We start from the raw sequence: 20,387 nt of genomic DNA, 5'->3' as shown, positions 1-20,387 counted from the left end.
TCGCGGCGCCGTCTCGGCGTGATGGGCGGGACGTTCGACCCGATCCATCACGGACACCTCGTCGCTGCCTCCGAGGTCCAGTCGCTCTTCGATCTCGACGAGGTCATCTTCGTCCCGACCGGGCAGCCGTGGCAGAAGGCCGACAAGGTCGTCAGCGAGGCCGAGCACCGCTACCTCATGACGGTGGTCGCGACCGCCTCGAACCCGCACTTCCTCGTGAGCCGCGTCGACGTCGACCGCGAGGGTCCGACCTACACGATCGACACGCTGCGCGACCTGCGGGCGCAGCACCCGGACGACGAGCTGTTCTTCATCACCGGCGCCGACGCCCTCGCGCAGATCCTGTCGTGGAAGGACGTCGACGAGCTCTGGCAGCTCGCCCACTTCATCGGCGTGACCCGGCCGGGCTACGAGCTCTCGGAGTCGGGCCTGCCGCAGGACCGCGTCACCCTCCAGGAGGTGCCGGCCATGGCGATCAGCTCGACAGACTGTCGTGACCGCGTCGCCGACGGCGAGCCGGTCTGGTACCTCGTGCCGGATGGCGTCGTCCAGTACATCAACAAACACCACCTGTATGCCGGTGGGCCGGGTGCGCCGTCCGGCGCACCCTCCGAAGCGGACGAGGAGTCCCGTGCCAGCCACTGACCGTTCCCTCGAGCTCGCTCGCGCAGCCGCCCACGCGGCCGCCGAGAAGCTCGCCACCACCATCGTCGGCATCGACGTGAGCGAGCAGCTCGCGATCACCGACGTCTTCGTCATCGCCTCGGCCGAGACCGAGCGTCAGGTCGGCGCCATCGTCGACGAGGTCGAGGACTCCCTGCGCGAGCTCGGAGCCAAGCCCGTGCGCCGCGAGGGGCAGCGCGACGGCCGCTGGGTGCTCATCGACTTCGGCGACATCGTCGTCCACGTCCAGCACGACGAGGAGCGCGAGTTCTACGAGCTCGAGCGCCTCTGGAAGGACTGCCCCGAGATCGACCTCGGCGCCGTCGGCACCGAGCAGGGCGGCCGGTGAAGCCGGGTCCCAACGAACGCGTCATGAGGGGCGACTCGCCGCGTCGTCTCATCGTGCTCCGGCACGGCGAGACCACGCACAACGCCGCCGGGGTCTGGCAGGGCCAGCTCGACTCCCCGCTGTCCGAGCGGGGGGTTGCCCAGGCCGAGGCCGCCGCCCGGGCGCTGGCCGAGTTCGCGCCCGTGCGCGTCGTCGCCTCCGACCTGTCCCGCGCAGCGGTGACGGGCGAGACCGTGGCGCGCGTGGACGGCATACCCCTCTCGACCGACGAGCGGTTCCGTGAGATCCACGCCGGAGCCTGGCAGGGACTCACCGGCGCCGAGGTCCGCGCGAGCTATCCCGAGGACATGGACAAGCTGCTGCGGGGCGACGACTTCAAGCGCGGCGGCCACGGCGAGTCCGTGGCGGACGTCGCGCAGCGGTGTCGCGCTGGCGTCGACGCGCTGCTCGAGGAGCTCGCGCCGGGGGAGTGCGCGGTCATCGCGACACACGGAGTGGCGGGACGGGCGCTCGCCGCCGATCTGGTCGGCATCGACCAGCGCACGTCGTGGCTCGCGCTCGCAGGCCTGGGCAACTGTCACTGGGCCGAGCTCGTCGAGGGCCGCGCGGGGTGGCGGATCCAGACGTGGAACCATTCGGCGGCAACGGCTTCGACGCGTGACGACGGCGTGGCCTGAGGCCGATTTGGTGGCCGGGCGAGTGGCGTCGTAAACTTTCGCAGTCGCCTTCGGGGGACGTCCCACCGGGGCAACTCGGGGCATTGGCGCAGTTGGTAGCGCGCTTCCATGGCATGGAAGAGGTCAGGAGTTCGAATCTCCTATGCTCCACCCGACGACAAGGACCGGACACGCACTGTGTCCGGTCCTTCGTCGTTCCTGCCCGTATGCCGTCCGCCGGACATGCACAGCGCACCCGGTCCGCGCCGGGCCACGCTCCGACCAGGGCGCGCCTCGTCGTTCTGCATGTCCGCCGGGCCGCTCGGGAGGACACTCGGGGGACGGAGGTGCCCCCATGAGCGATGACGAGCCGATCGAGAAGCCCCGACCGCGGCCCGAGCTGGCGACGATGCTCGCCACCGAGCACTGGAGCCTGCTCGGCACCCGCTCGATGACGTGGAGCGAGATCATGAGCCGGATCTCGATCATGCTCACCGTGATGTCGGCCTTTCTGGTCGTCCTCGCTCTCTTCGCGCAGGGCGTCGGTTTCGACCGGTCGATCCTCCCGCTGGCAGTGGGGTTCTCAGCGGCGTCGCTCGTCATCGGCACCCTGACCGCAGTCCGGGTGGTCCTCGCGAGCCAGGAGGACTCACAGCTGGTCCGGGCGATGAACCGGCTGCGGGCTGCCTACGTCGAGCTGGCGCCCGAGATCCAGCCCTACCTCACGGCCTCCACCAGGGACGACCGCGACGGCCTCGCGGCGACCTACACGCTGGGTGATCGCCGGAGCACCTTCGTGCACGTCATCGGATCCACCGCGTTCTTCGTCTTCGTCATCAACGCGATGGTCGCCGGAACCCTGGGAGCCCTGGTCGCCACCCTCATGGAGCTGGGCAGGACGGTCACCGTGATCGCGGGGACTGGACTCGGCCTGTGCTGGTTCGCCCTGCAGGTGGCCGCCGTCGGGAGAATCTTCGGGCGCTCCTTCGGCGACGTCCGGTTCCCGTCCGACGGCTGAGGGCCTCAGTCCCGTCCGGGAAGCAGGCGGCTGCGGAACAGCTCGAGCACCTGGTCGAGGGCCTCCCGGGTGGGCGCGCCGGGAGCGTCGACGAGGTGCTCGGTGAGGGTCGAGTGCGGCGACATCACCGCAGCAGGGTTCGCCGACGCGCGGGGGAGCGGGATGGCGACGAAGCCCTTGCCGAGGACCCGCTCCAGGTAGGCGAAGCGCTCCGCCGGTGCCAGCCAGTCACCCTCGAAGCGCAGCCCCAGGACCGTGAGCCCGGCGGCGCAGCGCTCGGCGACGACGGCGAGCTCCTCGGGCGAGGTGTCGATCGACCGCTTCTGCCACGGCGTGAGCCCCAGCGGCAGGGACGGCTGGGCCAGGACGGGGGCGAGGACCCGCTCGTCGGTGGCCATGGCCAGGGCGAAGCCGCCGGTGAAGCACATGCCGACCGCACCGACGCCGGGTCCGCCGCACCGCTGGTGCTCCGCGGCGGCGAGCTCGCGCAACCACGGCACGACGGGGGAGGTCCGGCCGGTGGCGAGGAGGGTGAACTCGCGGCCGACGCAGATCCGGGCACCGGCCCTCGCCATCGCCGCGGGGAGGCCGAGCCGGCCCGCGGAGTCCGGGTGGGGGTCGTGACCGACCTTGCCGAAGAGGACCGGGAGGACGACGGTGAGGCCGAGGTCCCGCACCCGACGGGCGAAGTCGAGCACGCGGGGCGTGACGCCCGGGAGCTCAGCGATGACGATGACGGCCGGGCCGCTGCCCGAGCGCAGGATCTCGTGCGTGACGCCGCGCCGGGTGAAGTCCTCGCGGGAGAAGTCGCTGTGCGGGTCGTCGGTCACGTCCGGAGCCTTGCACGGACCCGAGCCGGGAGTGGCCTAGTCCGGCCAGACGCCCGAGGTGCCGCGCCGGTGCGAGTCGAGGAGATGCGTGTCGACGATGCCGATGGCCTCCATGAGGGCGTACATCGTCGTCGGGCCGACGAAGGTGAAGCCCTTGCGCTTGAGCCCCTTGGAGAGTGCGAGCGACTCGGGCGAGGTCGTGGGCACCTCGGCGTGGGTCCGTGGGCGTGGCGTCCGTTCGGGTCGGAACGACCACACGTATGCCGCGAGGTCACCGTCGGGGTCGTCGCGCAGCCCGAGCGTGGCCCGGGCGTTCTGGATCGTCGCGAGCACCTTGGCCCGGTTGCGCACGATGCCGGCGTCGGCCATGAGCCGTTCGACGTCCGCCTCGCCGAACCCGGCGACGACCTCGGGCGCGAACCCGGAGAACGCCTCCCGGAACGCCGGGCGCTTGCGCAGGATCGTGGCCCAGGACAGCCCCGACTGGAAGGCCTCGAGCGAGAGCCGCTCGAACACCCCGCGCTCGTCGCGGACCGGCAGCCCCCACTCGGTGTCGTAGTAGTCGCGCAGCATCGGGTCGACCGAGGCCCAGGCGGGTCGGGCGAGACCGTCGTCGCCGAGGACGACCTCGCTCACGTGATGTCCTGGCGGGCACCGACGACGGCCTCGACGAACTCGTGCGGGTCCGCGACGGAGAGGCCGAGCCGACCACGACGGTGCACGAGGGTCGCCATCGGGCCCCCGACGCGGTAGGCCCACTTGCCGCGGCCCTCCCAGCGGACCCCCCAGCCGTAGCCCAGCCCGTCGACGTGGTCCCCGGCGCCGACGTCCGTGACGTCGCCGATCCGGATGGTCCGCGACGCCAACGGGTAGCCCACCCGCACCTCGTCCCTCGTCACGGTCACAGTGACCGGCCCTCGGGCGACGAGCCAGCCGAGAGTGCCGAGCAGGAGGAGCACGAGGGCGCCCAGGGCGATCGACCAGCCGCCGAGGGAGGCGATGAGCAGCCCGAGGAGGACACCGCTGCCGGCCACGGCCGCGCCCACGACGACGAGAGGTGTGCTCGGTCGCACGACGGAGCGGTATAGCGGCCCACGCGGGGCCGTCGGTTCGGACATGTCAACCTCTCTTCAGCGTGATGAGCGGGATCTCGGGTGCTGCCGCGATGCGCACCGGCGGGCCCCAGGTCCCCGCGCCACGGCTCGTGATCACCGGCACCCCGTCGACGACGGCGAAGCCCTCCACCATCGGCTGCTGGAGCGGCACGAGCAGCCCGAAGGGCCACACCTGCCCTCCGTGGGTGTGGCCGGACAGCTGCAGGTCGACACCTCGGTCACTCGACACCTCGGCCATGGCCGGCTGGTGCGCGACATAGAGGGTGAACGCGTCGGAGGTCCCGTCGAGGGCCCGCGCGGGGTCCGGCGCGAAGTCGCCGGTGCCCTCCCGGTCGTGCACTCCGGCCACCCGGATCGAGTCGGCTCCGCGCGTGACGACCTGGGAGGTGTTCGACAGGACGGTGATGCCCAGCCGGTCCCACTCGGCGAGCCACTCCGCGGTCGAGCCGGTGTACATCTCGTGGTTGCCGGTCACCGCGACGACCCCGAGAGGTGCCTCGAGGTCGGCCAGCGGGGCGATCTCGGCGCGGTGCCGCTCGAACGGCGCGTCGACGACGTCGCCGGACAGCACGATGAGGTCGGGCTTCGCCGCGTTGACCCGGTCGACGACCTTGCGGGCGAAGTCGGGTCCGTGGACCACTCCGGCGTGCAGGTCGGTCACGAGCGCGACGGTCGTCCCGTCGAAGGCTGCGGGCAGCGCACCGGAGGTGTGCGTCGTCCGTGTGACCGTGGGGTCGGCGGCCGCCACTGCTCCGTATGCCGTCGCGCCCAGTGCCGCGATGACCGCCACCGGCGCCGTGGCCCGGTTGAACCGGCGCAGGCGTGGGGCTCGGTCCTCGCGCGGCGTGACGAGCCAGAGGACGACAGCGCCGATCTGGGTGCTGGCGAGGATGAGGGACAGGTACAGCGCGACGACGAGCCACGAGAGCGCCACGGCGGCGACGGGTCGCGTGTCCTCGGCCGTCCCCCAGCGCAGGCCGCCCGCGGCGGTGACGACGGCGAGAGCCGTGAGGAGCACGAGGGCCAGCGAGCCGGCATACCGCCACGGCGTCGCCCACCCCGGCGCGACGACGAGCCGCCGGTGCAACCAGAGGGTGAGGAGCCCGACCACGGTCAGGGCGATGAGGAGGAAGAGCAGCACGCAGGGATCCCGGGGGTCGGAGACGAAGGGCTCATGCTCGCACGCACGGATGTGGCGACCCGACGAGCGTCCGCCCGGTGGGAGCAGGACCTCGTCGCGAAGGCGGGCCCTTGGTCCTCATGGATGCGACCGGTCTGTTCCTAGCCTGAGGACAGGATCCGAGGACAGGAGCGGCCATGCCGAAGTACGTGTACCGGTTCAGCGAGGGCGACATGGGGCAGAAGGACCTGCTCGGTGGCAAGGGCGCCAACCTCGCCGAGATGGCGCGGGTCGGGTTGCCGGTGCCGCCCGGCTTCACGATCACGACCGAGGCCTGCCGGGCGTTCATGCGCGACGGCGAGGTCCCGGCCGAACTCCGGGTCGAGGTGACGATGGCGCTTCGCGAGATCGAGGACACCCTGGGGCGGCGCCTCGGCGACTTCCACGACCCGCTGCTCGTGTCCGTGCGGTCCGGCGCCAAGTTCTCGATGCCCGGGATGATGGAGACGGTGCTCAACGTCGGCCTCAACGACGCGTCCGTCAAGGGACTGGCGGAGTTCTCCGGCGACGAGCGCTTCGCGTGGGACTCCTACCGCCGGCTCATCCAGATGTTCGGCAAGACCGTCCTCGACATCGACGGTGACCTCTTCGCCCACGCCCTCGACGAGAAGAAGCGCACCGTCGGCGCGGCGACCGACGTCGACCTCACGGCCGATGACCTGCGCGAGCTCGTCACGACGTTCAAGCAGATCGTCCTGGACTCGACGGGACGGGAGTTCCCGCAGCACCCGCGCGAGCAGCTCGAGATGGCCATCGCCGCCGTCTTCGGCTCGTGGGACACCGAGCGGGCGCGGCTCTACCGTCGCCGGGAGCGGATCTCCAACGACCTCGGCACCGCCGTCAACGTCATGACCATGGTCTTCGGCAACCTCGGCGAGACCTCCGGCACGGGGGTCGCCTTCACCCGCGACCCCTCGACCGGGCACTCCGGCATCTACGGCGACTACCTCGCCAACGCGCAGGGCGAGGACGTCGTGGCCGGCATCCGCAACACGCTGCCGCTCGCCGACCTCGAACGGCTCGACCCGACGTCCTACGCCGAGCTCATGCAGGCGATGCGACGCCTCGAGACCCACTACCGCGACCTCTGCGACATCGAGTTCACCATCGAGCGCGGCAAGCTGTGGATGCTCCAGACCCGCGTGGGCAAGCGCACCGCTGCCGCTGCCTTCCGGGTGGCCACCCAGCTCGTCGACGAGAACCTCATCACGATGGACGAGGCGATCTCACGCACCACCGGCGCCCAGCTCTCGCAGCTGCTGTTCCCGCAGTTCGACGGCGACGCCGACAAGGAGCTGCTCACGACGGGGCTGGCCGCCTCGCCCGGTGCAGCCGTCGGCGAGATCGTGCTCGACAACGCCCAGGCCCTCGAGCGCACCAACGCGGGTGCGAGCGTCATCCTCGTCCGCAGGGAGACCAACCCGGACGACCTGCAGGGCATGATCGTCGCGTCCGGCGTGCTCACGGCTCGCGGTGGCAAGACCTCGCACGCCGCGGTCGTCGCCCGGGGGATGGGCACCACCGCCGTCGTCGGCGCCGAGGAGCTCGACGTCGACGTCGAGGCCAAGGAGGTGCGGGTCGACGGACGCGTGCTCCGCCCCGGTGACGTCATTGCCCTCGACGGCACCACCGGCGAGGTCTTCCTCGGCGACGTCGCCGTCGTGGACTCGCCGGTCATGCGCTACGTCTCCGACGGCCTGGAGGCCGGGCTCGACGCCTGCCAGGACGACGCGATGCGCGAGCTGCTCCAGGCGGTCGACCGCGTCATGAAGCACGCGGACGCCACCCGCCGCATGCGGGTCCGCGCCAACGCCGACACCGCGGAGGACGCCCGCCGGGCCCGCGCCCGGGGCGCCGAGGGCATCGGCCTGTGCCGGACCGAGCACCAGTTCCTCGGCGACCGACGCGCCTACATCGAGCACGTCGTCCTCGCCGAGGGTGACGACGAGCGCCTGGCGGCTCTCGAGAAGCTGCTCCCGCTCCAGCGACAGGACTTCGTCGAGCTGCTCGACGCGATGGACGGCCTGCCCACGACGATCCGGCTCATCGACCCGCCCCTGCACGAGTTCCTCCCCGACCTCACCGAGCTGGCGGTCTCGGTGGCCCTCGCGAACGCCGACGGTGGCGCCGACCCGCGCGACGTCAAGCTCCTCGCCGCCGTCCAGCGGATGCACGAGCAGAACCCGATGCTGGGCCTGCGAGGCGTGCGGCTCGGCCTCAAGATCCCCGGCCTGTTCGGCCTGCAGATCCGGGCCATCGCCGAGGCGACGGTCCAGCTGCGCGAGGCCGGCAAGGACCCGCGGCCCGAGATCATGGTTCCGCTCGTCGGCTCGGTGCGCGAGCTGCAGCTCGTCCGCGAGGAGGCGCTGGGCATCCTCGCCGAGGTGGGCGGCGCGTCGGGGATGGAGCTCGACCTGCCCATCGGCTGCATGATCGAGCTACCGCGCGCGGCACTCACCGCCCATCGGATCGCCGAGGAGGCCGACTTCTTCTCCTTCGGCACCAACGACCTCACCCAGACGACGTGGGGCTTCTCCCGCGACGACGTCGAGGGCGCCTTCTTCGCCGACTACCTCGAGAACGGCGTGCTGACGATCTCGCCGTTCGAGACCCTGGACGCGGACGGGGTCGGGGCGCTGGTCTCGTCGGCCGTCGCCGGCGGCCGCTCGACGAAGCCTCACCTGCACATGGGCGTGTGCGGCGAGCACGGCGGCGACCCGGAGTCGATCCACTTCTTCCACGACGCCGGGCTGGACTACGTCTCCTGCAGCCCCTTCCGGGTCCCCATCGCCCGGCTCGAGGCGGGTCGGGCCGCGGCGCTCACCCGGGAGGACGCCACCGCCTGAGCCGGGGCGGTGGGGTCTCCTCGTGGTTTCATGTGGGCTGACCACCAGCCCGCCGGAGGGAGCAGGATGCGCCGCCTCGACGTGGAGGTCCTCATCATCGGTGCGGGGCTGTCCGGTGTGGGGGCCGCCTGCCGCCTGTCGCAGCTGTCACCCGAGCGGTCGTATGCCGTCCTCGAGTCGCGGGCGGCCAGCGGCGGCACCTGGGACCTCTTCCGCTACCCCGGGATCCGCTCGGACTCCGACGTGTCGACGTTCGCGTACCCGTTCCGGCCGTGGGCCGGCTCCGACGTTCTGGCGTCGGGCGAGAACATCCGTCGCTACATCCGGGAGACCGCCGACGAGTTCGGGGTCACCGACCACATCCACCACGACCAGCGGGTCATCTCGGCCGCCTGGTCGTCGGGCTCGGCACGGTGGTCGGTCAAGGCCGAGACGGTCGACGGACTGGTCGAGCACTCGGCGTCGTTCCTCTACATCTGCACCGGCTACTTCTCCTACGACACCGGGCACGTCGTCGACTTCCCCGGGCGGGCGGCCTTCGACGGCCCGATCATCCACCCGCAATTCTGGCCCGAGGCCTTCTCGCCGCAGGGCAAGCGCATCGTCGTCATCGGCTCGGGTGCCACGGCCGTGACCCTGGTGCCGGCGCTCGCGGACCGCGGCGCGGAGCACGTGACGATGCTCCAGCGCAGCCCGACCTACGTCCTGTCCCGAGCGGGCAGGGACGCCGTCGGCGACGCGGTGCGACGGGTACTTCCTGACCGTGCCGCGCGCCGGGTGGTGCGGGCCAAGAACCTCGTGGCGAACGTCGGCTTCTACGAGCTCGCCCAGCGCTTCCCGGGGGCGGTCCGCACGGGCCTGGCCCGGCTCAACACCCGCCTCGTCGGGTCCGACGCGGTCCGGGAGCACTTCACGCCGAGCTACGGCCCCTGGGACCAGCGACTCTGCGTCGTACCCGACGGCGACCTCTTCCGCGCGATCCGGTCCGGGCGGGCGTCCGTCGTGACGGACACCATCGACACGTTCACCCGCACCGGCATTCGCCTCTCCGGCGGCACCGAGGTCGAGGCCGACGCAGTGGTCACTGCGACCGGCCTGCGGATCGAGGTCGCCGGCGGCATCTCGTTCACCGTGGACGGTCAGACCTTCGCGCCGCACGAGCGGTTCCTCTACAAAGGGGCGATGTTCGGCGGGGTCCCCAACCTCGCGGTCTGCCTCGGCTACACCAACAACTCATGGACGCTGCGCGCCGACCTCACGTCGCGGTTCGTGTGCGCGGTGCTCGAGCAGCTGCGGACCTCGGGGTCGGCCACGGCCACTCCTCGCCTCGAGAGTGACCTCGAGGAGGGTGCGCCCCCGTTCGGGCTGTCCTCGGGCTACGTCGAGCGCTCGCGTCACCTCTTCCCCAAGCAGGGCGTGACCAAGCCGTGGACGGTCCGCCAGAACTACTTCCACGACCTGCGCCTCATGTCACCCAAGAGGGTCGACGACGGGACGCTCGAGTTCGCGCCGCTGGCCGTGCGGCCCTCGGTGCTCGCCGGTGCTGACGGTGGGGCTTCCTAGACTGGTCGGCATGTCGCTGACCATCGGAGCCCACGTCGACCAGACCGACCCCCTCGCCGAGGCCGCGGCCCGCGGGACGACGCTGGTCCAGTTCTTCCTCGGCGACCCCCAGGGCTACAAGGGCCCCGAGATCCGGTATGCCGGTGGGCCCGACGGTCTGCGCACGGACGCGGAGGCGGCGGGGGTGGACCTCTACGTCCACGCGCCCTACGTCATCAACGTGGCGACGACCAACAACCGCATCCGGATCCCCTCGCGCAAGCTGCTCCAGCAGCACGTCGACGCCGCGGCGTCCATCGGCGCCAAGGGCCTCATCGTCCACGGCGGCCACGTCGGCAAGGGCGACGATCCTGCGGTCGGCTTCGACAACTGGCGCAAGGCTGTCGAGGCCACCGACCTCAAGGTGCCCCTGCTGCTCGAGAACACCGCCGGCGGCGACAACGCCATGGCCCGCTACCTCGACCGCATCGCCAGGGTCTGGGAGGCCATCGGCCCGGCGTCGCAGTCCGATCGCGTCGGCTTCTGCCTCGACACCTGCCACGCGCACGCCGGCGGCAACGCGCTCGACACCGTCGTCGACGACGTCCTCGCCATCACCGGACGGATCGACCTCGTGCACTGCAACGACAGCCGCGACGCGTTCGACTCCGGCGCCGACCGCCACGCCAACTTCGGCGCGGGCCAGATCGACGCCGACCTCCTGGCCGGGGTCGTCCGGTCGGCGGGCGCACCCGTCGTCTGCGAGACGCCGGGCGGCGCCGACGAGCACGTCGCCGACTTCGCGTGGCTGCGCGAGCGCCTCTGAGGCTCGACTCGACCGAGGGCTGCCTCAACGGCGTGGGGGGCGGCTTCAGCCGCGGATGACCGGCCGGGCTACAGCCAGCGGCGCACGTGCGCGGCATACGAGAGGTACTCGTCTCCGAAGGCCCGGGTGAGGAGCCGCTCCTCGGGCAGGATCGCCCCCCACAGCAGGAGTCCGACGGACACGGGCCACAGGACGAGCGCCCAGACGGACGGGGCGAGCAGGGCCAGCCCGAGGTGGAGGGCGAGCAGCCCGATGTAGAGCGGGTTGCGTGACAGCGCGAAGGGTCCCGAGGTCATGATCACTCGGGTCGGCTGCCCGGGCAGCAGCCCCGTGCGGTGGCGGCGGAAGTGCAGCAGCGCCCAGCCGTTCCAGAGCGTGAACGCGACCAGCAGCAGCCACCCCACCGGGACCCGCCAGCCACCGAGGTCGACCGGGTCCCCGAGCGTCCACGTGAGGACGACGCCCGCCAGCATCGGGAGGCCGACCGCCAGCGGCGGCCACAGGTGGAACGGGACCGTGGCCCCGCCCGCGGGACCGGCGCCCTCCGAGCTCGCCATGGCCTGAGCCTAGTGCGGGCCGGTGGGCGCCGGTCGATGTCCGCGGCGGGCCCCCACGGTCGGTCGATCAGTCGGCCCGGCTCATCGTGCGCAGCCCTACGACCAGCCCCAAGGCTGCCACCGCGGTGGCAGCACCCGCTCCGGCGGCGACGGTCCCCGCCGGCCAGGTCCCGGCCAAGAGGGCGCGCTCGGCCTCGACGATGTAGGTCAGCGGGTTGAGGTCGCCGAGGACCTTGAGCCAGCCCGGCGCCCCGTCGTCGATGGGCAGCAGCACCCCGGCGAGGAGCAGCAGGGGGAAGATCAGCGTCTGCTGGACCGTCCAGAACAGCCAGTCCTGGCCCTTGGAGACGAGCGCGAGGGCGAAGGACAGCGAGCCGATCCCCACCGCGAAGACGGCGAGCACGACCAGTCCGACGAGGATGCCGAGAGGGTGCAGCTCGAACGAGAAGGGCGTGACGACCGCGACGATGAGCAGGCCCTGCGCCAGGACGGGGACGACCTCCTTGAGGGCGCGCCCGACGAGCAGCGCCGACCGGCGCAACGGCGAGACGAGCAGCCGCTCGTGCGACCCGGTGTTCATCTCGAGGGTGAGGTTCGACCCGGTCATCGAGGCGCCCATGAGCGCAGTCATCGCGATGATGCCCGGGACGAACCACTGCAGGGCCGACCCCTGGCCGACGTCCGGCAGCAGCGGGGCGAACAGCGCGAGGAAGACGAGCGGCTGGACCATGGCGAAGAGCACCGATGCGGGCTCGCGCAGCATCGGCTTGAGCTCTCGGAGCATGACGTTCCACGTGTCGGCGAGGAAGCTCGGTGCGGGTCGGGACGCTGGTGCGTGGGCGACGGACGGGAGGGCGGTCGCGCGGGTGGTCTCGGTGGTGCTCATGCTGCGTCTCCTTCGGTGGTCTCGGGCAGGGCGTCGCCGGTGGTCTGCGTGCTCTCCCGCAGGCTGCGGCCGGTGAGGTGGAGGAACACGTCGTCGAGGGTCGCGCTGACCACCTCGATGGAGGAGGCAGGGGAGCCAGCTGCCGCGAGTGCGGTGACCAGTCCCGGGGCGAGGTCGCGGCCGTGGGGCACGCGGACCGTGACCCGCGTGCCGTCCACGGCCACCGCGGCTCCGTCGAGGCGACCCGCCTGCTCGGCGGCGAGCACGGCGTCCTCGCGGGTCGCGAACGCGAGCGAGACGAGGTCACCGAGCCCGGACTTGAGGCGCGCGGCGGTGTCGTCGGCGATGACGAGTCCGTGGTCGATGATGACGACGCGGTCGGCGATCGCGTCGGCCTCCTCGAGGTAGTGGGTCGTGAGGAGGATCGTCGTGCCGAGGTCGCGGTTGAGGCGCTGGACCTGCTCCTGGAGGTTGACCCGGTTCTGCGGGTCGAGGCCGGTCGAGGGCTCGTCGAGGAACATCAGGCGCGGCTGGTGCACGAGGCCGATGGCGACGTCGAGCCGGCGGCGTTGGCCGCCGGACAGCGTCGAGACCGGACGGTCCGCGTGCTCGGTGAGGTCGAAGGCGTCGAGCAGCTCCTCCGCGCGACGGTGTGCCTCGCTGCGGGAGAGGCCGTGGGCGCGGGCCTGGCTGACGATCTCGTCCCGGCCGCGCTGCTGGTGGCCCGCGGCGTTGCCCTGCCCGACGTAGCCGATCGAGCGACGCACCGCCCTCTGGTCGCGGACGACGTCGAAGCCGGCCACCCGGGCCGTTCCCGACGTCGGGGGGATGAGGGTGGTGAGCATCCGCAGCGTCGTGGACTTGCCAGCGCCGTTGGGGCCGAGGAACGCGACGAGCTCGCCGTCGTGGACCTCGAGGTCGAGCCCGCGGACCGCCTCGACGGTGTGCTTGCCGCGGGTGAAGGTGCGGGTGAGGCCGGAGGTCCGGATGACCGGACCGCTCTGCTGTGGTGTGGTGTCCATGGCTCCGACGCTAGGAGCCCATCAGGTCAGTTTCTGTCCTCAATGAGCTCTATCGTCGACGATATGTCGACCAGTGCCCGGATGCTCAGCCTGCTCTCCCTGCTGCAGACCCACCGCTACTGGCCCGGGGGCGAGCTCGCGGACCGGCTCGAGGTGAGCGGGCGCACCCTGCGCCGCGACATCGAGCGCCTCCGCGACCTCGGCTACGTCGTCGACGCGTCCCGCGGCACGGCCGGGGGCTACCAGCTGCGCGCCGGCGGCCAGCTGCCCCCACTCCTGCTCGAGGACGACGAGGCGGTCGCCATCGCCGCCGGGCTCCGAACCGCGGCCGCGAGCTCGGTGGGAGGTCTCGAGGAGACCTCCGTCCAGGCACTGACGAAGGTCGTGGCCCTCATGCCGCCGCGGTTGCGGCGCCGCATGGACGCGCTCGCGTCGCAGACCGACACCCCCGGTCCGTGGTCGCGCGGTCCGAGCGTCGACGCCGGAGTCCTCACGACGCTCGCCCAGGCGTGCCGCGACGACGAGTCGGTCACCTTCGGCTATGAGGCGCGTGACGCCGAACCGACTCATCGGCGGGTCGAGCCGCACCGGTTGGTGTCGCTCGGGCGGCGCTGGTACCTCGTCGGCTGGGACCGCGACCGCCAGGACTGGCGCTCCTTCCGCGTGGACCGGGTCAGCGCGCCGGCGCTCACGGGGCAGCGCTTCCGGCCCCGCGACCTTCCGGCCGAGGATGCCGTCGCCTTCGTCCAGTCCGGCTTCCGCCGGATCCCACACCGGTATGCCGTCCGCGTCCGGGTCGCGGCCCCCGCCGAGCGCGTGGGCTGGGCCGTGGGGCGATGGGGGGAGGTCACGGCGACCGGTGAGGGCACCTGCCTGCTCGAGATGGGGGTGGACTCGCTGGACTGGCCCGTCATGGTCCTGGCCCAGGTGGGGGCGATGTTCGAGGTCGAGTCGCCCGACGAGCTGCGCACTGCGTGCGCGGAGACGGCCCGGCGCTTCAGGGCGGCAGCTGGTGGTTCCTAAGGGCTGGCCATATACCCCCTAGGGGTATATGGTGAACGACCATGAGCAACCACACCACGCACGCGAACCACCCCCCGGTCAGCGTCCCGGACGGCCGGGCGCTCTGGAACCAGGCAGCGAGCGCGACGCTTCACTGCCTCACCGGCTGTGCGATCGGCGAGGTCCTCGGCCTCGTCATCGGCACCGCCCTCGGGCTCTCGAACCTCGCGACGATCGCCCTCGCCATCGGGTTGGCGTTCGTCTTCGGGTACGCCCTGACCCTCACCCCGGTCCTGCGGGCCGGCGTCCCCCTCGCCACCGCGCTCGGAGTGACGTTCGCCGCGGACACCGCCTCCATCACGGTCATGGAGGTCGTCGACAACGCGATCATGCTCGTCGTGCCCGGCGCGATGGACGCTGGCCTCACGTCGTGGGTCTTCTGGGGAGCGCTCGCCTTCGCGCTCGCCGTCGCCTTCGTCGTCACCGTGCCGGTCAACCGCTGGCTCATCGCCCGCGGCAAGGGCCACGCGGTGGTCCACCGCTACCACCACTGAGGCGGCCGGGCGGGGCACTCCCCGCCCGCCCCTCGGGGAACGAGCGGGGTGGAAGCGGCGCTGCGATAGTCTGCAGCCATGGCAAGGCCGCTGCTTCTTCCGCAGCCGCGCTGACGCTCCGACCCAGGACGTCACCGTGGCGAACCCCTCCTGCGCGAGGGGCTTTTTTGTGGGCAGCACCGATGAGGCAAGGATGAGATGAGCGAGACGGCGCACCGTTACACGGCCGAGCTGGCCGACCAGATCGAGCTGGCCTGGCAGGAACGCTGGGAGGCCACCGGCGCCTTCGACGCGCCCAACCCGTCCGGTCCGTTCGCCGACCCGGACAGGATCGCCTCGTTCGACGGCGGCCACATGCTCGTCCTCGACATGTTCCCCTACCCCAGCGGAGCGGGCCTGCACGTCGGGCACCCCCTGGGCTACATCGCCACTGACGTCTTCTCGCGCTACCACCGCATGCTCGGCAAGAACGTCCTGCACTGCCTCGGCTACGACGCCTTCGGCCTGCCGGCCGAGCAGTATGCCGTCCAGACCGGTCAGCACCCGCGCGTCACGACCGAGGCCAACATCGTCATCATGGCCCGCCAGCTGCGCCGTCTCGGGCTGGGCCTGGACAACCGTCGGTCGATCCGCACGATGGACCCCGACTACTATCAGTGGACGCAGTGGATCTTCCTGCAGATCTTCAACAGCTGGTACGACCGTGACGCCGTGCGTCCCGACGGTGGGCTGGGCCGCGCCAGGCCGATCGCCGAGCTCGTCGCCGAGTACGCGTCCGGCGCCCGTCCGCTGCCGGCGGACGACGGCCGGGACTGGGCCGACCTGAGCAGCGTCGAGCAGGCCGACATCGTCGACAGCCACCGTCTCGCCTACGCCTCCGAGGCCCCCGTCAACTGGTGCCCCGGGCTGGGCACGGTGCTCTCCAACGAGGAGGTCACCAACGACGGCCGCTCCGAGCGGGGCAACTTCCCGGTCTTCAAGCGCAACCTGCGCCAGTGGATGATGCGCATCACCGACTACTCCGACCGGCTGGCCGACGACCTCGACCGGGTGCAGTGGCCCGACAAGGTCAAGGCCATGCAGCGCAACTGGATCGGGCGCAGCCACGGCGCCCGCGTCGCCTTCCCGGTGGTCGGCGCGGGCGAGGGGTCGGAGCCCATCGAGGTCTTCACCACTCGCCCGGACACCCTCTTCGGCGCCACCTTCATGGTGCTCGCCCCCGAGCACCCGCTGGTCGACTCGCTCGTCCCGTCGGGGGAGTGGGCGCCCGGTACGAACCCCGCGTGGACCGGTGGTGAGCCGACTGCGGAAGCCGCGGTGACGGCATACCGGCGTGCCGCCTCGCGCAAGAGCGACGTCGAGCGCCAGATCGAGGGCAAGGACAAGACCGGTGTCTTCACCGGCGCGTATGCCGTGAACCCGGCCACGGGTGCGGAGATCCCGATCTTCATCGCCGACTACGTCCTCATGGGCTACGGCACCGGCGCCATCATGGCGGTGCCCGGCCAGGACGAGCGCGACTGGCACTTCGCGGACAACTTCGACCTGCCCCGGGTCCGCACGGTCCAGCCGAGCGAGGGTCATCCCGAGGACGAGGCGTTCACCGGCGAGGGACCGGCGATCAACTCCGCCAACGACTCGATCGACCTCAACGGCAAGCCCGTCGCCGAGGCCAAGGCGGCCATGATCGACTGGCTCGTCGAGCGTGGTCACGGTGAGGCCACCGTCAGCTACAAGCTGCGCGACTGGCTGTTCTCGCGCCAGCGCTACTGGGGCGAGCCCTTCCCGATCCTGTTCGACACCGACGGGGTCGCGCACGGCGTTCCCGAGTCGATGCTGCCGGTCGAGCTGCCCGAGGTGCCCGACTACAGCCCCCGCACGTTCGACCCCGAGGACGCCGAGAGCTCCCCGGAGCCGCCGCTGGGCCGAGTCTCTGAGTGGGTCGAGGTCGAGCTGGACCTGGGTGACGGTCGCGGGGTGCAGAAGTACCGCCGGGAGACCAACACGATGCCCAACTGGGCCGGCTCCTGCTGGTACTACCTGCGCTACCTCGACCCGGACAACCGCGAGGAGCTGGTGTCGGCGGCCACCGAGGAGTACTGGATCGGTCCCCGCGAGACGCCGGTCGAGGGTGCGCCGGCCGGTGCCGCGGACCCCGGCGGTGTGGACCTCTACATCGGCGGCGTCGAGCACGCGGTGCTGCACCTGCTTTATGCCAGGTTCTGGCACAAGGTGCTCTTCGACCTCGGGCACGTCTCGAGCGAGGAGCCGTTCCGGACGTACTTCTCGCAGGGCTACATCCAGGCACCTGCGTACCGCGACGACCGCGGTCAGCCGGTCGAGGCCAGCGAGGTCGAGGAGGTCGTGGGCGACTCCGGCGAGGTCGGCTTCACCTGGCAGGGGCAGCCGGTCACACGCGAGTTCGGCAAGATCGGCAAGTCGCTCAAGAACATGGTGTCTCCCGACGAGATGTATGCCGCGTACGGCGCGGACACGCTGCGGCTCTACGAGATGGGCATGGGCCCGCTGGACCAGAGCAAGCCGTGGGACACCCGCGCCATCGTCGGCTCCCAACGGTTCCTGCAGCGACTCTGGCGCAACGTCGTCGACGAGGAGAGCGGTGAGGTGGTCGTCGTCGACGCCCCGGTCGATGACACCACGTCACGGGTGCTGCACCGGACGATCGACGCGGTGCGCCGGGACTACGACGAGCTCGGGTTCAACACCGCCATCGCCCGGCTCATCGAGCTCAACAACGCGCTGACCAAGCTCGACGCGGTGCCCCGCGAGGCAGCGGAGCAGCTCGTCCTCATGGTCGCGCCGCTCGCACCCCACATCGCCGAGGAGCTGTGGTCACGGCTCGGGCACCCCGAGTCCCTCACCCACGAGGACTTCCCCGTGGCCGACCCGGCCCTCCTCGTCGAGGACACCGTGACCTGCGTGGTCCAGATCAAGGGCAAGGTGCGCGACCGGATCGAGGTCGCCTCCGACATCGGTGAGGACGAGCTCCGCGAGAAGGCGCTCGCGCTGCCCAAGGTGCTCGAGGCGACGGCCGGGGGAGTGCGCACCGTCATCGTGCGCGCCCCCAAGCTCGTCAACGTCGTCCCCCTCTGAGCGCACTCGTCGTTCTTCTTGGGCTCATCGGCCCCGTCCCACCGGCTGATCACGCCGCGGGACGGGGCCGGCGGCGTTTCCGGGCACGCCTCTGACCTGCACGAATGCGCCGATTTGGAATTCGGCGGCGACGTCCTCTACTGTTCTCGATGTCAGCCCGAGAGGGAGGAACGGACACCACGGTGCAGGGCTTGAGGCCCAGCGCGAAGTAGGCCGGTCCCTGGGTTTGACCCCGCAGGACCACGTCGGTGAGAGCCGGTTTGGGAGGCAGTCGAAAGGCTGCTAAAGTGGGACACCCGCGAAGATCCAAGTGTGGTCGAGTCTGGTCCAAGAGGCCGGGTTTGACGCCCAAGTGTGGCCGTGGGTAGGTTTGAGCAGTTGCCCTGGATGCTGGCCCTGTTGGGTTGGTTGATGGTGTGCGTCCGTTCCTTGAGAACTCAACAGCGTGTCAAAAATCGATGCCAATACCTCGTCTCGTGGCGATGGTGGCGCTGCCCGTTCGGGTGGTGTTGTTGTCGTGGCGAACGAATTTTTTTCCTTTGGTTGACAATGATCATTCAGCAGTTTTTGCTGGTTGTTCTTGCTCAGCCAGGTTTTCAATCATCCTTTTGGGATAATGTTTTTCTCCGCCTTTTGGGTGGGGGATTGCAGTCATCAACGGAGAGTTTGATCCTGGCTCAGGACGAACGCTGGCGGCGTGCTTAACACATGCAAGTCGAACGGTGATCTCGAGAGCTTGCTCTTGGGTGAGCAGTGGCGAACGGGTGAGTAACACGTGAGTAACCTGCCCCTGACTCTGGAATAAGCGCTGGAAACGGCGTCTAATACCGGATACGAGACGCCACCGCATGGTGAGTGTCTGGAAAGTTTTTCGGTCTGGGATGGACTCGCGGCCTATCAGCTTGTTGGTGAGGTAATGGCTCACCAAGGCGATGACGGGTAGCCGGCCTGAGAGGGCGACCGGCCACACTGGGACTGAGACACGGCCCAGACTCCTACGGGAGGCAGCAGTGGGGAATATTGCACAATGGGCGAAAGCCTGATGCAGCGACGCCGCGTGAGGGATGACGGCCTTCGGGTTGTAAACCTCTTTCAGCAGGGAAGAAGCGCAAGTGACGGTACCTGCAGAAGAAGCACCGGCTAACTACGTGCCAGCAGCCGCGGTAATACGTAGGGTGCGAGCGTTGTCCGGAATTATTGGGCGTAAAGAGCTTGTAGGCGGTTTGTCGCGTCTGCTGTGAAAATCCGGGGCTCAACCCCGGACTTGCAGTGGGTACGGGCAGACTAGAGTGTGGTAGGGGAGACTGGAATTCCTGGTGTAGCGGTGAAATGCGCAGATATCAGGAGGAACACCGATGGCGAAGGCAGGTCTCTGGGCCACTACTGACGCTGAGAAGCGAAAGCATGGGGAGCGAACAGGATTAGATACCCTGGTAGTCCATGCCGTAAACGTTGGGAACTAGGTGTGGGTCTCATTCCACGAGATCCGTGCCGCAGCTAACGCATTAAGTTCCCCGCCTGGGGAGTACGGCCGCAAGGCTAAAACTCAAAGGAATTGACGGGGGCCCGCACAAGCGGCGGAGCATGTGGATTAATTCGATGCAACGCGAAGAACCTTACCAAGGCTTGACATATACCGGAAACATCCAGAGATGGGTGCCCCGCAAGGTCGGTATACAGGTGGTGCATGGTTGTCGTCAGCTCGTGTCGTGAGATGTTGGGTTAAGTCCCGCAACGAGCGCAACCCTCGTTCTATGTTGCCAGCACGTGATGGTGGGGACTCATAGGAGACTGCCGGGGTCAACTCGGAGGAAGGTGGGGATGAGGTCAAATCATCATGCCCCTTATGTCTTGGGCTTCACACATGCTACAATGGCCGGTACAAAGGGCTGCGAAACCGCAAGGTGGAGCGAATCCCAAAAAACCGGTCTCAGTTCGGATTGGGGTCTGCAACTCGACCCCATGAAGTTGGAGTCGCTAGTAATCGCAGATCAGCAACGCTGCGGTGAATACGTTCCCGGGCCTTGTACACACCGCCCGTCAAGTCACGAAAGTCGGTAACACCCGAAGCCGGTGGCCCAACCCTTGTGGAGGGAGCCGTCGAAGGTGGGACTGGCGATTGGGACTAAGTCGTAACAAGGTAGCCGTACCGGAAGGTGCGGCTGGATCACCTCCTTTCTAAGGAGCACTGGCGCGCAAGCGTCCAGAGCCTGGTCTGTCCCCGACT

Annotated in this window: 17 protein-coding genes, 1 tRNA gene and 1 rRNA gene; 12 read left to right on the top strand and 7 right to left on the bottom strand. The window is 70.0% G+C overall.

The genetic code is table 11. The annotated features are described in order from the left end of the window. Positions 1-21 precede the first annotated feature (21 nt). The 5 genes from nadD (at position 22) to LL946_RS00365 (ending at position 2,686) form a co-directional block, all read left to right on the top strand. The gene (nadD, locus tag LL946_RS00385; protein WP_404383640.1) at positions 22-645 is read left to right on the top strand and encodes a nicotinate-nucleotide adenylyltransferase; all 624 of its coding nucleotides are present in this window, start codon (positions 22-24) and stop codon (positions 643-645) included. After that, positions 632-1,012: a ribosome silencing factor gene (gene rsfS, locus LL946_RS00380; RefSeq protein ID WP_404383638.1), complete on the top strand. Its 381-nt coding sequence runs from the start codon at positions 632-634 to the stop codon at positions 1,010-1,012. Before nadD ends, rsfS begins: the two co-directional genes overlap by 14 nt. A 23-nt stretch (positions 1,013-1,035) precedes the next feature. Continuing rightward, positions 1,036-1,689 carry a histidine phosphatase family protein gene (locus LL946_RS00375; RefSeq protein ID WP_404383637.1) on the top strand — a complete coding sequence of 218 codons (654 nt, stop codon included), beginning with the start codon at positions 1,036-1,038 and terminating at the stop codon, positions 1,687-1,689. Positions 1,690-1,766: 77 nt separating this feature from the next. Further along, positions 1,767-1,839: transfer RNA gene (locus LL946_RS00370), tRNA-Ala, on the top strand. Between the two features lie 184 nt (positions 1,840-2,023). Beyond that, positions 2,024-2,686: a hypothetical protein gene (locus tag LL946_RS00365; RefSeq protein WP_404383635.1), complete on the top strand. Its 663-nt coding sequence runs from the start codon at positions 2,024-2,026 to the stop codon at positions 2,684-2,686. A 5-nt stretch (positions 2,687-2,691) separates the two neighbouring features. Here the strand turns inward: LL946_RS00365 and LL946_RS00360 are convergent, their stop codons facing one another. Genes LL946_RS00360 through LL946_RS00345 form a run of 4 tightly spaced genes read right to left on the bottom strand, consistent with a single transcriptional unit; the run spans position 2,692 to position 5,772 of the window. Further along, complete coding sequence (locus LL946_RS00360; protein WP_404383633.1) at positions 2,692-3,516, bottom strand: dienelactone hydrolase family protein; 825 nt, start codon at positions 3,514-3,516, stop codon at positions 2,692-2,694. 36 nt (positions 3,517-3,552) lie between these two features. Then, positions 3,553-4,089 carry a DNA-3-methyladenine glycosylase I gene (locus LL946_RS00355; protein WP_404386756.1) on the bottom strand — a complete coding sequence of 179 codons (537 nt, stop codon included), beginning with the start codon at positions 4,087-4,089 and terminating at the stop codon, positions 3,553-3,555. Positions 4,090-4,148: 59 nt separating this feature from the next. Next, positions 4,149-4,634, bottom strand: coding sequence for a hypothetical protein (locus LL946_RS00350; protein ID WP_404383631.1), 486 nt, complete (start codon positions 4,632-4,634; stop codon positions 4,149-4,151). A gap of 1 nt (position 4,635) precedes the next feature. After that, positions 4,636-5,772 carry a metallophosphoesterase gene (locus tag LL946_RS00345; protein ID WP_404383629.1) on the bottom strand — a complete coding sequence of 379 codons (1,137 nt, stop codon included), beginning with the start codon at positions 5,770-5,772 and terminating at the stop codon, positions 4,636-4,638. 176 nt (positions 5,773-5,948) lie between these two features. Here LL946_RS00345 and ppdK point away from each other — a divergent pair, with 176 nt between their 5' ends. From ppdK to LL946_RS00330, 3 genes are all read left to right on the top strand, one after another. Beyond that, positions 5,949-8,657 carry a pyruvate, phosphate dikinase gene (gene ppdK, locus LL946_RS00340; RefSeq protein WP_404383627.1) on the top strand — a complete coding sequence of 903 codons (2,709 nt, stop codon included), beginning with the start codon at positions 5,949-5,951 and terminating at the stop codon, positions 8,655-8,657. A 66-nt stretch (positions 8,658-8,723) separates the two neighbouring features. After that, complete coding sequence (locus tag LL946_RS00335; RefSeq protein WP_404383625.1) at positions 8,724-10,220, top strand: flavin-containing monooxygenase; 1,497 nt, start codon at positions 8,724-8,726, stop codon at positions 10,218-10,220. Positions 10,221-10,230: 10 nt separating this feature from the next. Continuing rightward, on the top strand, positions 10,231-11,025 hold the full coding sequence (locus tag LL946_RS00330; RefSeq protein ID WP_404383623.1) for a deoxyribonuclease IV: 795 nt from the start codon (positions 10,231-10,233) through the stop codon (positions 11,023-11,025). Between the two features lie 68 nt (positions 11,026-11,093). On the opposite strand, the gene LL946_RS00325 is transcribed toward LL946_RS00330, so the two are convergent. The 3 genes from LL946_RS00325 to LL946_RS00315 form a co-directional block, all read right to left on the bottom strand. Continuing rightward, entirely contained in the window at positions 11,094-11,582 is a 489-nt protein-coding gene (locus tag LL946_RS00325) for a methyltransferase family protein (RefSeq protein WP_404383621.1), read from the bottom strand. A gap of 67 nt (positions 11,583-11,649) precedes the next feature. Further along, positions 11,650-12,468, bottom strand: a complete 819-nt coding sequence (locus LL946_RS00320; protein WP_404383619.1) for an ABC transporter permease — start codon at positions 12,466-12,468, stop codon at positions 11,650-11,652. After that, positions 12,465-13,490, bottom strand: a complete 1,026-nt coding sequence (locus tag LL946_RS00315; protein WP_404383617.1) for an ATP-binding cassette domain-containing protein — start codon at positions 13,488-13,490, stop codon at positions 12,465-12,467. Before LL946_RS00315 ends, LL946_RS00320 begins: the two co-directional genes overlap by 4 nt. A gap of 63 nt (positions 13,491-13,553) precedes the next feature. Here LL946_RS00315 and LL946_RS00310 point away from each other — a divergent pair, with 63 nt between their 5' ends. The 4 genes from LL946_RS00310 (at position 13,554) to LL946_RS00295 (ending at position 20,338) form a co-directional block, all read left to right on the top strand. Continuing rightward, positions 13,554-14,513 (top strand): helix-turn-helix transcriptional regulator, encoded by a 960-nt coding sequence (locus tag LL946_RS00310; RefSeq protein ID WP_404383615.1) that lies wholly within the window; start codon positions 13,554-13,556, stop codon positions 14,511-14,513. A 41-nt stretch (positions 14,514-14,554) separates the two neighbouring features. Next, positions 14,555-15,046 carry a DUF4396 domain-containing protein gene (locus LL946_RS00305; protein WP_404383613.1) on the top strand — a complete coding sequence of 164 codons (492 nt, stop codon included), beginning with the start codon at positions 14,555-14,557 and terminating at the stop codon, positions 15,044-15,046. A gap of 198 nt (positions 15,047-15,244) precedes the next feature. Further along, positions 15,245-18,160 carry a leucine--tRNA ligase gene (gene leuS, locus LL946_RS00300; RefSeq protein ID WP_404383611.1) on the top strand — a complete coding sequence of 972 codons (2,916 nt, stop codon included), beginning with the start codon at positions 15,245-15,247 and terminating at the stop codon, positions 18,158-18,160. Between the two features lie 654 nt (positions 18,161-18,814). Further along, a 16S ribosomal RNA gene (locus LL946_RS00295) occupies positions 18,815-20,338 on the top strand. The last annotated feature ends 49 nt before the right edge of the window (positions 20,339-20,387 follow it).

This window comes from Knoellia locipacati, from assembly GCF_044791685.1.
Lineage (GTDB): Bacteria > Actinomycetota > Actinomycetes > Actinomycetales > Dermatophilaceae > Knoellia > Knoellia locipacati_A.
Note: the sequence above shows the minus strand (reverse complement) of the source record. Positions and strands in the feature narration are given on the sequence as shown.

What these genes read in the sequence shown, in the direction of transcription:
- LL946_RS00335 (WP_404383625.1), top strand. Translation starts at nt 8,724, where the DNA reads ATGCGCCGCCTCGACGTGGAGGTCCTCATCATCGGTGCGGGGCTGTCC.
- ppdK (WP_404383627.1), top strand. Translation starts at nt 5,949, where the DNA reads ATGCCGAAGTACGTGTACCGGTTCAGCGAGGGCGACATGGGGCAGAAG.
- LL946_RS00365 (WP_404383635.1), top strand. Translation starts at nt 2,024, where the DNA reads ATGAGCGATGACGAGCCGATCGAGAAGCCCCGACCGCGGCCCGAGCTG.
- LL946_RS00350 (WP_404383631.1), bottom strand. Translation starts at nt 4,634, where the DNA reads ATGTCCGAACCGACGGCCCCGCGTGGGCCGCTATACCGCTCCGTCGTG.
- LL946_RS00310 (WP_404383615.1), top strand. Translation starts at nt 13,554, where the DNA reads ATGTCGACCAGTGCCCGGATGCTCAGCCTGCTCTCCCTGCTGCAGACC.
- LL946_RS00330 (WP_404383623.1), top strand. Translation starts at nt 10,231, where the DNA reads ATGTCGCTGACCATCGGAGCCCACGTCGACCAGACCGACCCCCTCGCC.
- LL946_RS00315 (WP_404383617.1), bottom strand. Translation starts at nt 13,490, where the DNA reads ATGGACACCACACCACAGCAGAGCGGTCCGGTCATCCGGACCTCCGGC.
- LL946_RS00325 (WP_404383621.1), bottom strand. Translation starts at nt 11,582, where the DNA reads ATGGCGAGCTCGGAGGGCGCCGGTCCCGCGGGCGGGGCCACGGTCCCG.
- LL946_RS00320 (WP_404383619.1), bottom strand. Translation starts at nt 12,468, where the DNA reads ATGAGCACCACCGAGACCACCCGCGCGACCGCCCTCCCGTCCGTCGCC.
- LL946_RS00305 (WP_404383613.1), top strand. Translation starts at nt 14,555, where the DNA reads ATGAGCAACCACACCACGCACGCGAACCACCCCCCGGTCAGCGTCCCG.
- nadD (WP_404383640.1), top strand. Translation starts at nt 22, where the DNA reads ATGGGCGGGACGTTCGACCCGATCCATCACGGACACCTCGTCGCTGCC.
- LL946_RS00375 (WP_404383637.1), top strand. Translation starts at nt 1,036, where the DNA reads ATGAGGGGCGACTCGCCGCGTCGTCTCATCGTGCTCCGGCACGGCGAG.
- LL946_RS00355 (WP_404386756.1), bottom strand. Translation starts at nt 4,089, where the DNA reads ATGCTGCGCGACTACTACGACACCGAGTGGGGGCTGCCGGTCCGCGAC.
- leuS (WP_404383611.1), top strand. Translation starts at nt 15,245, where the DNA reads ATGAGCGAGACGGCGCACCGTTACACGGCCGAGCTGGCCGACCAGATC.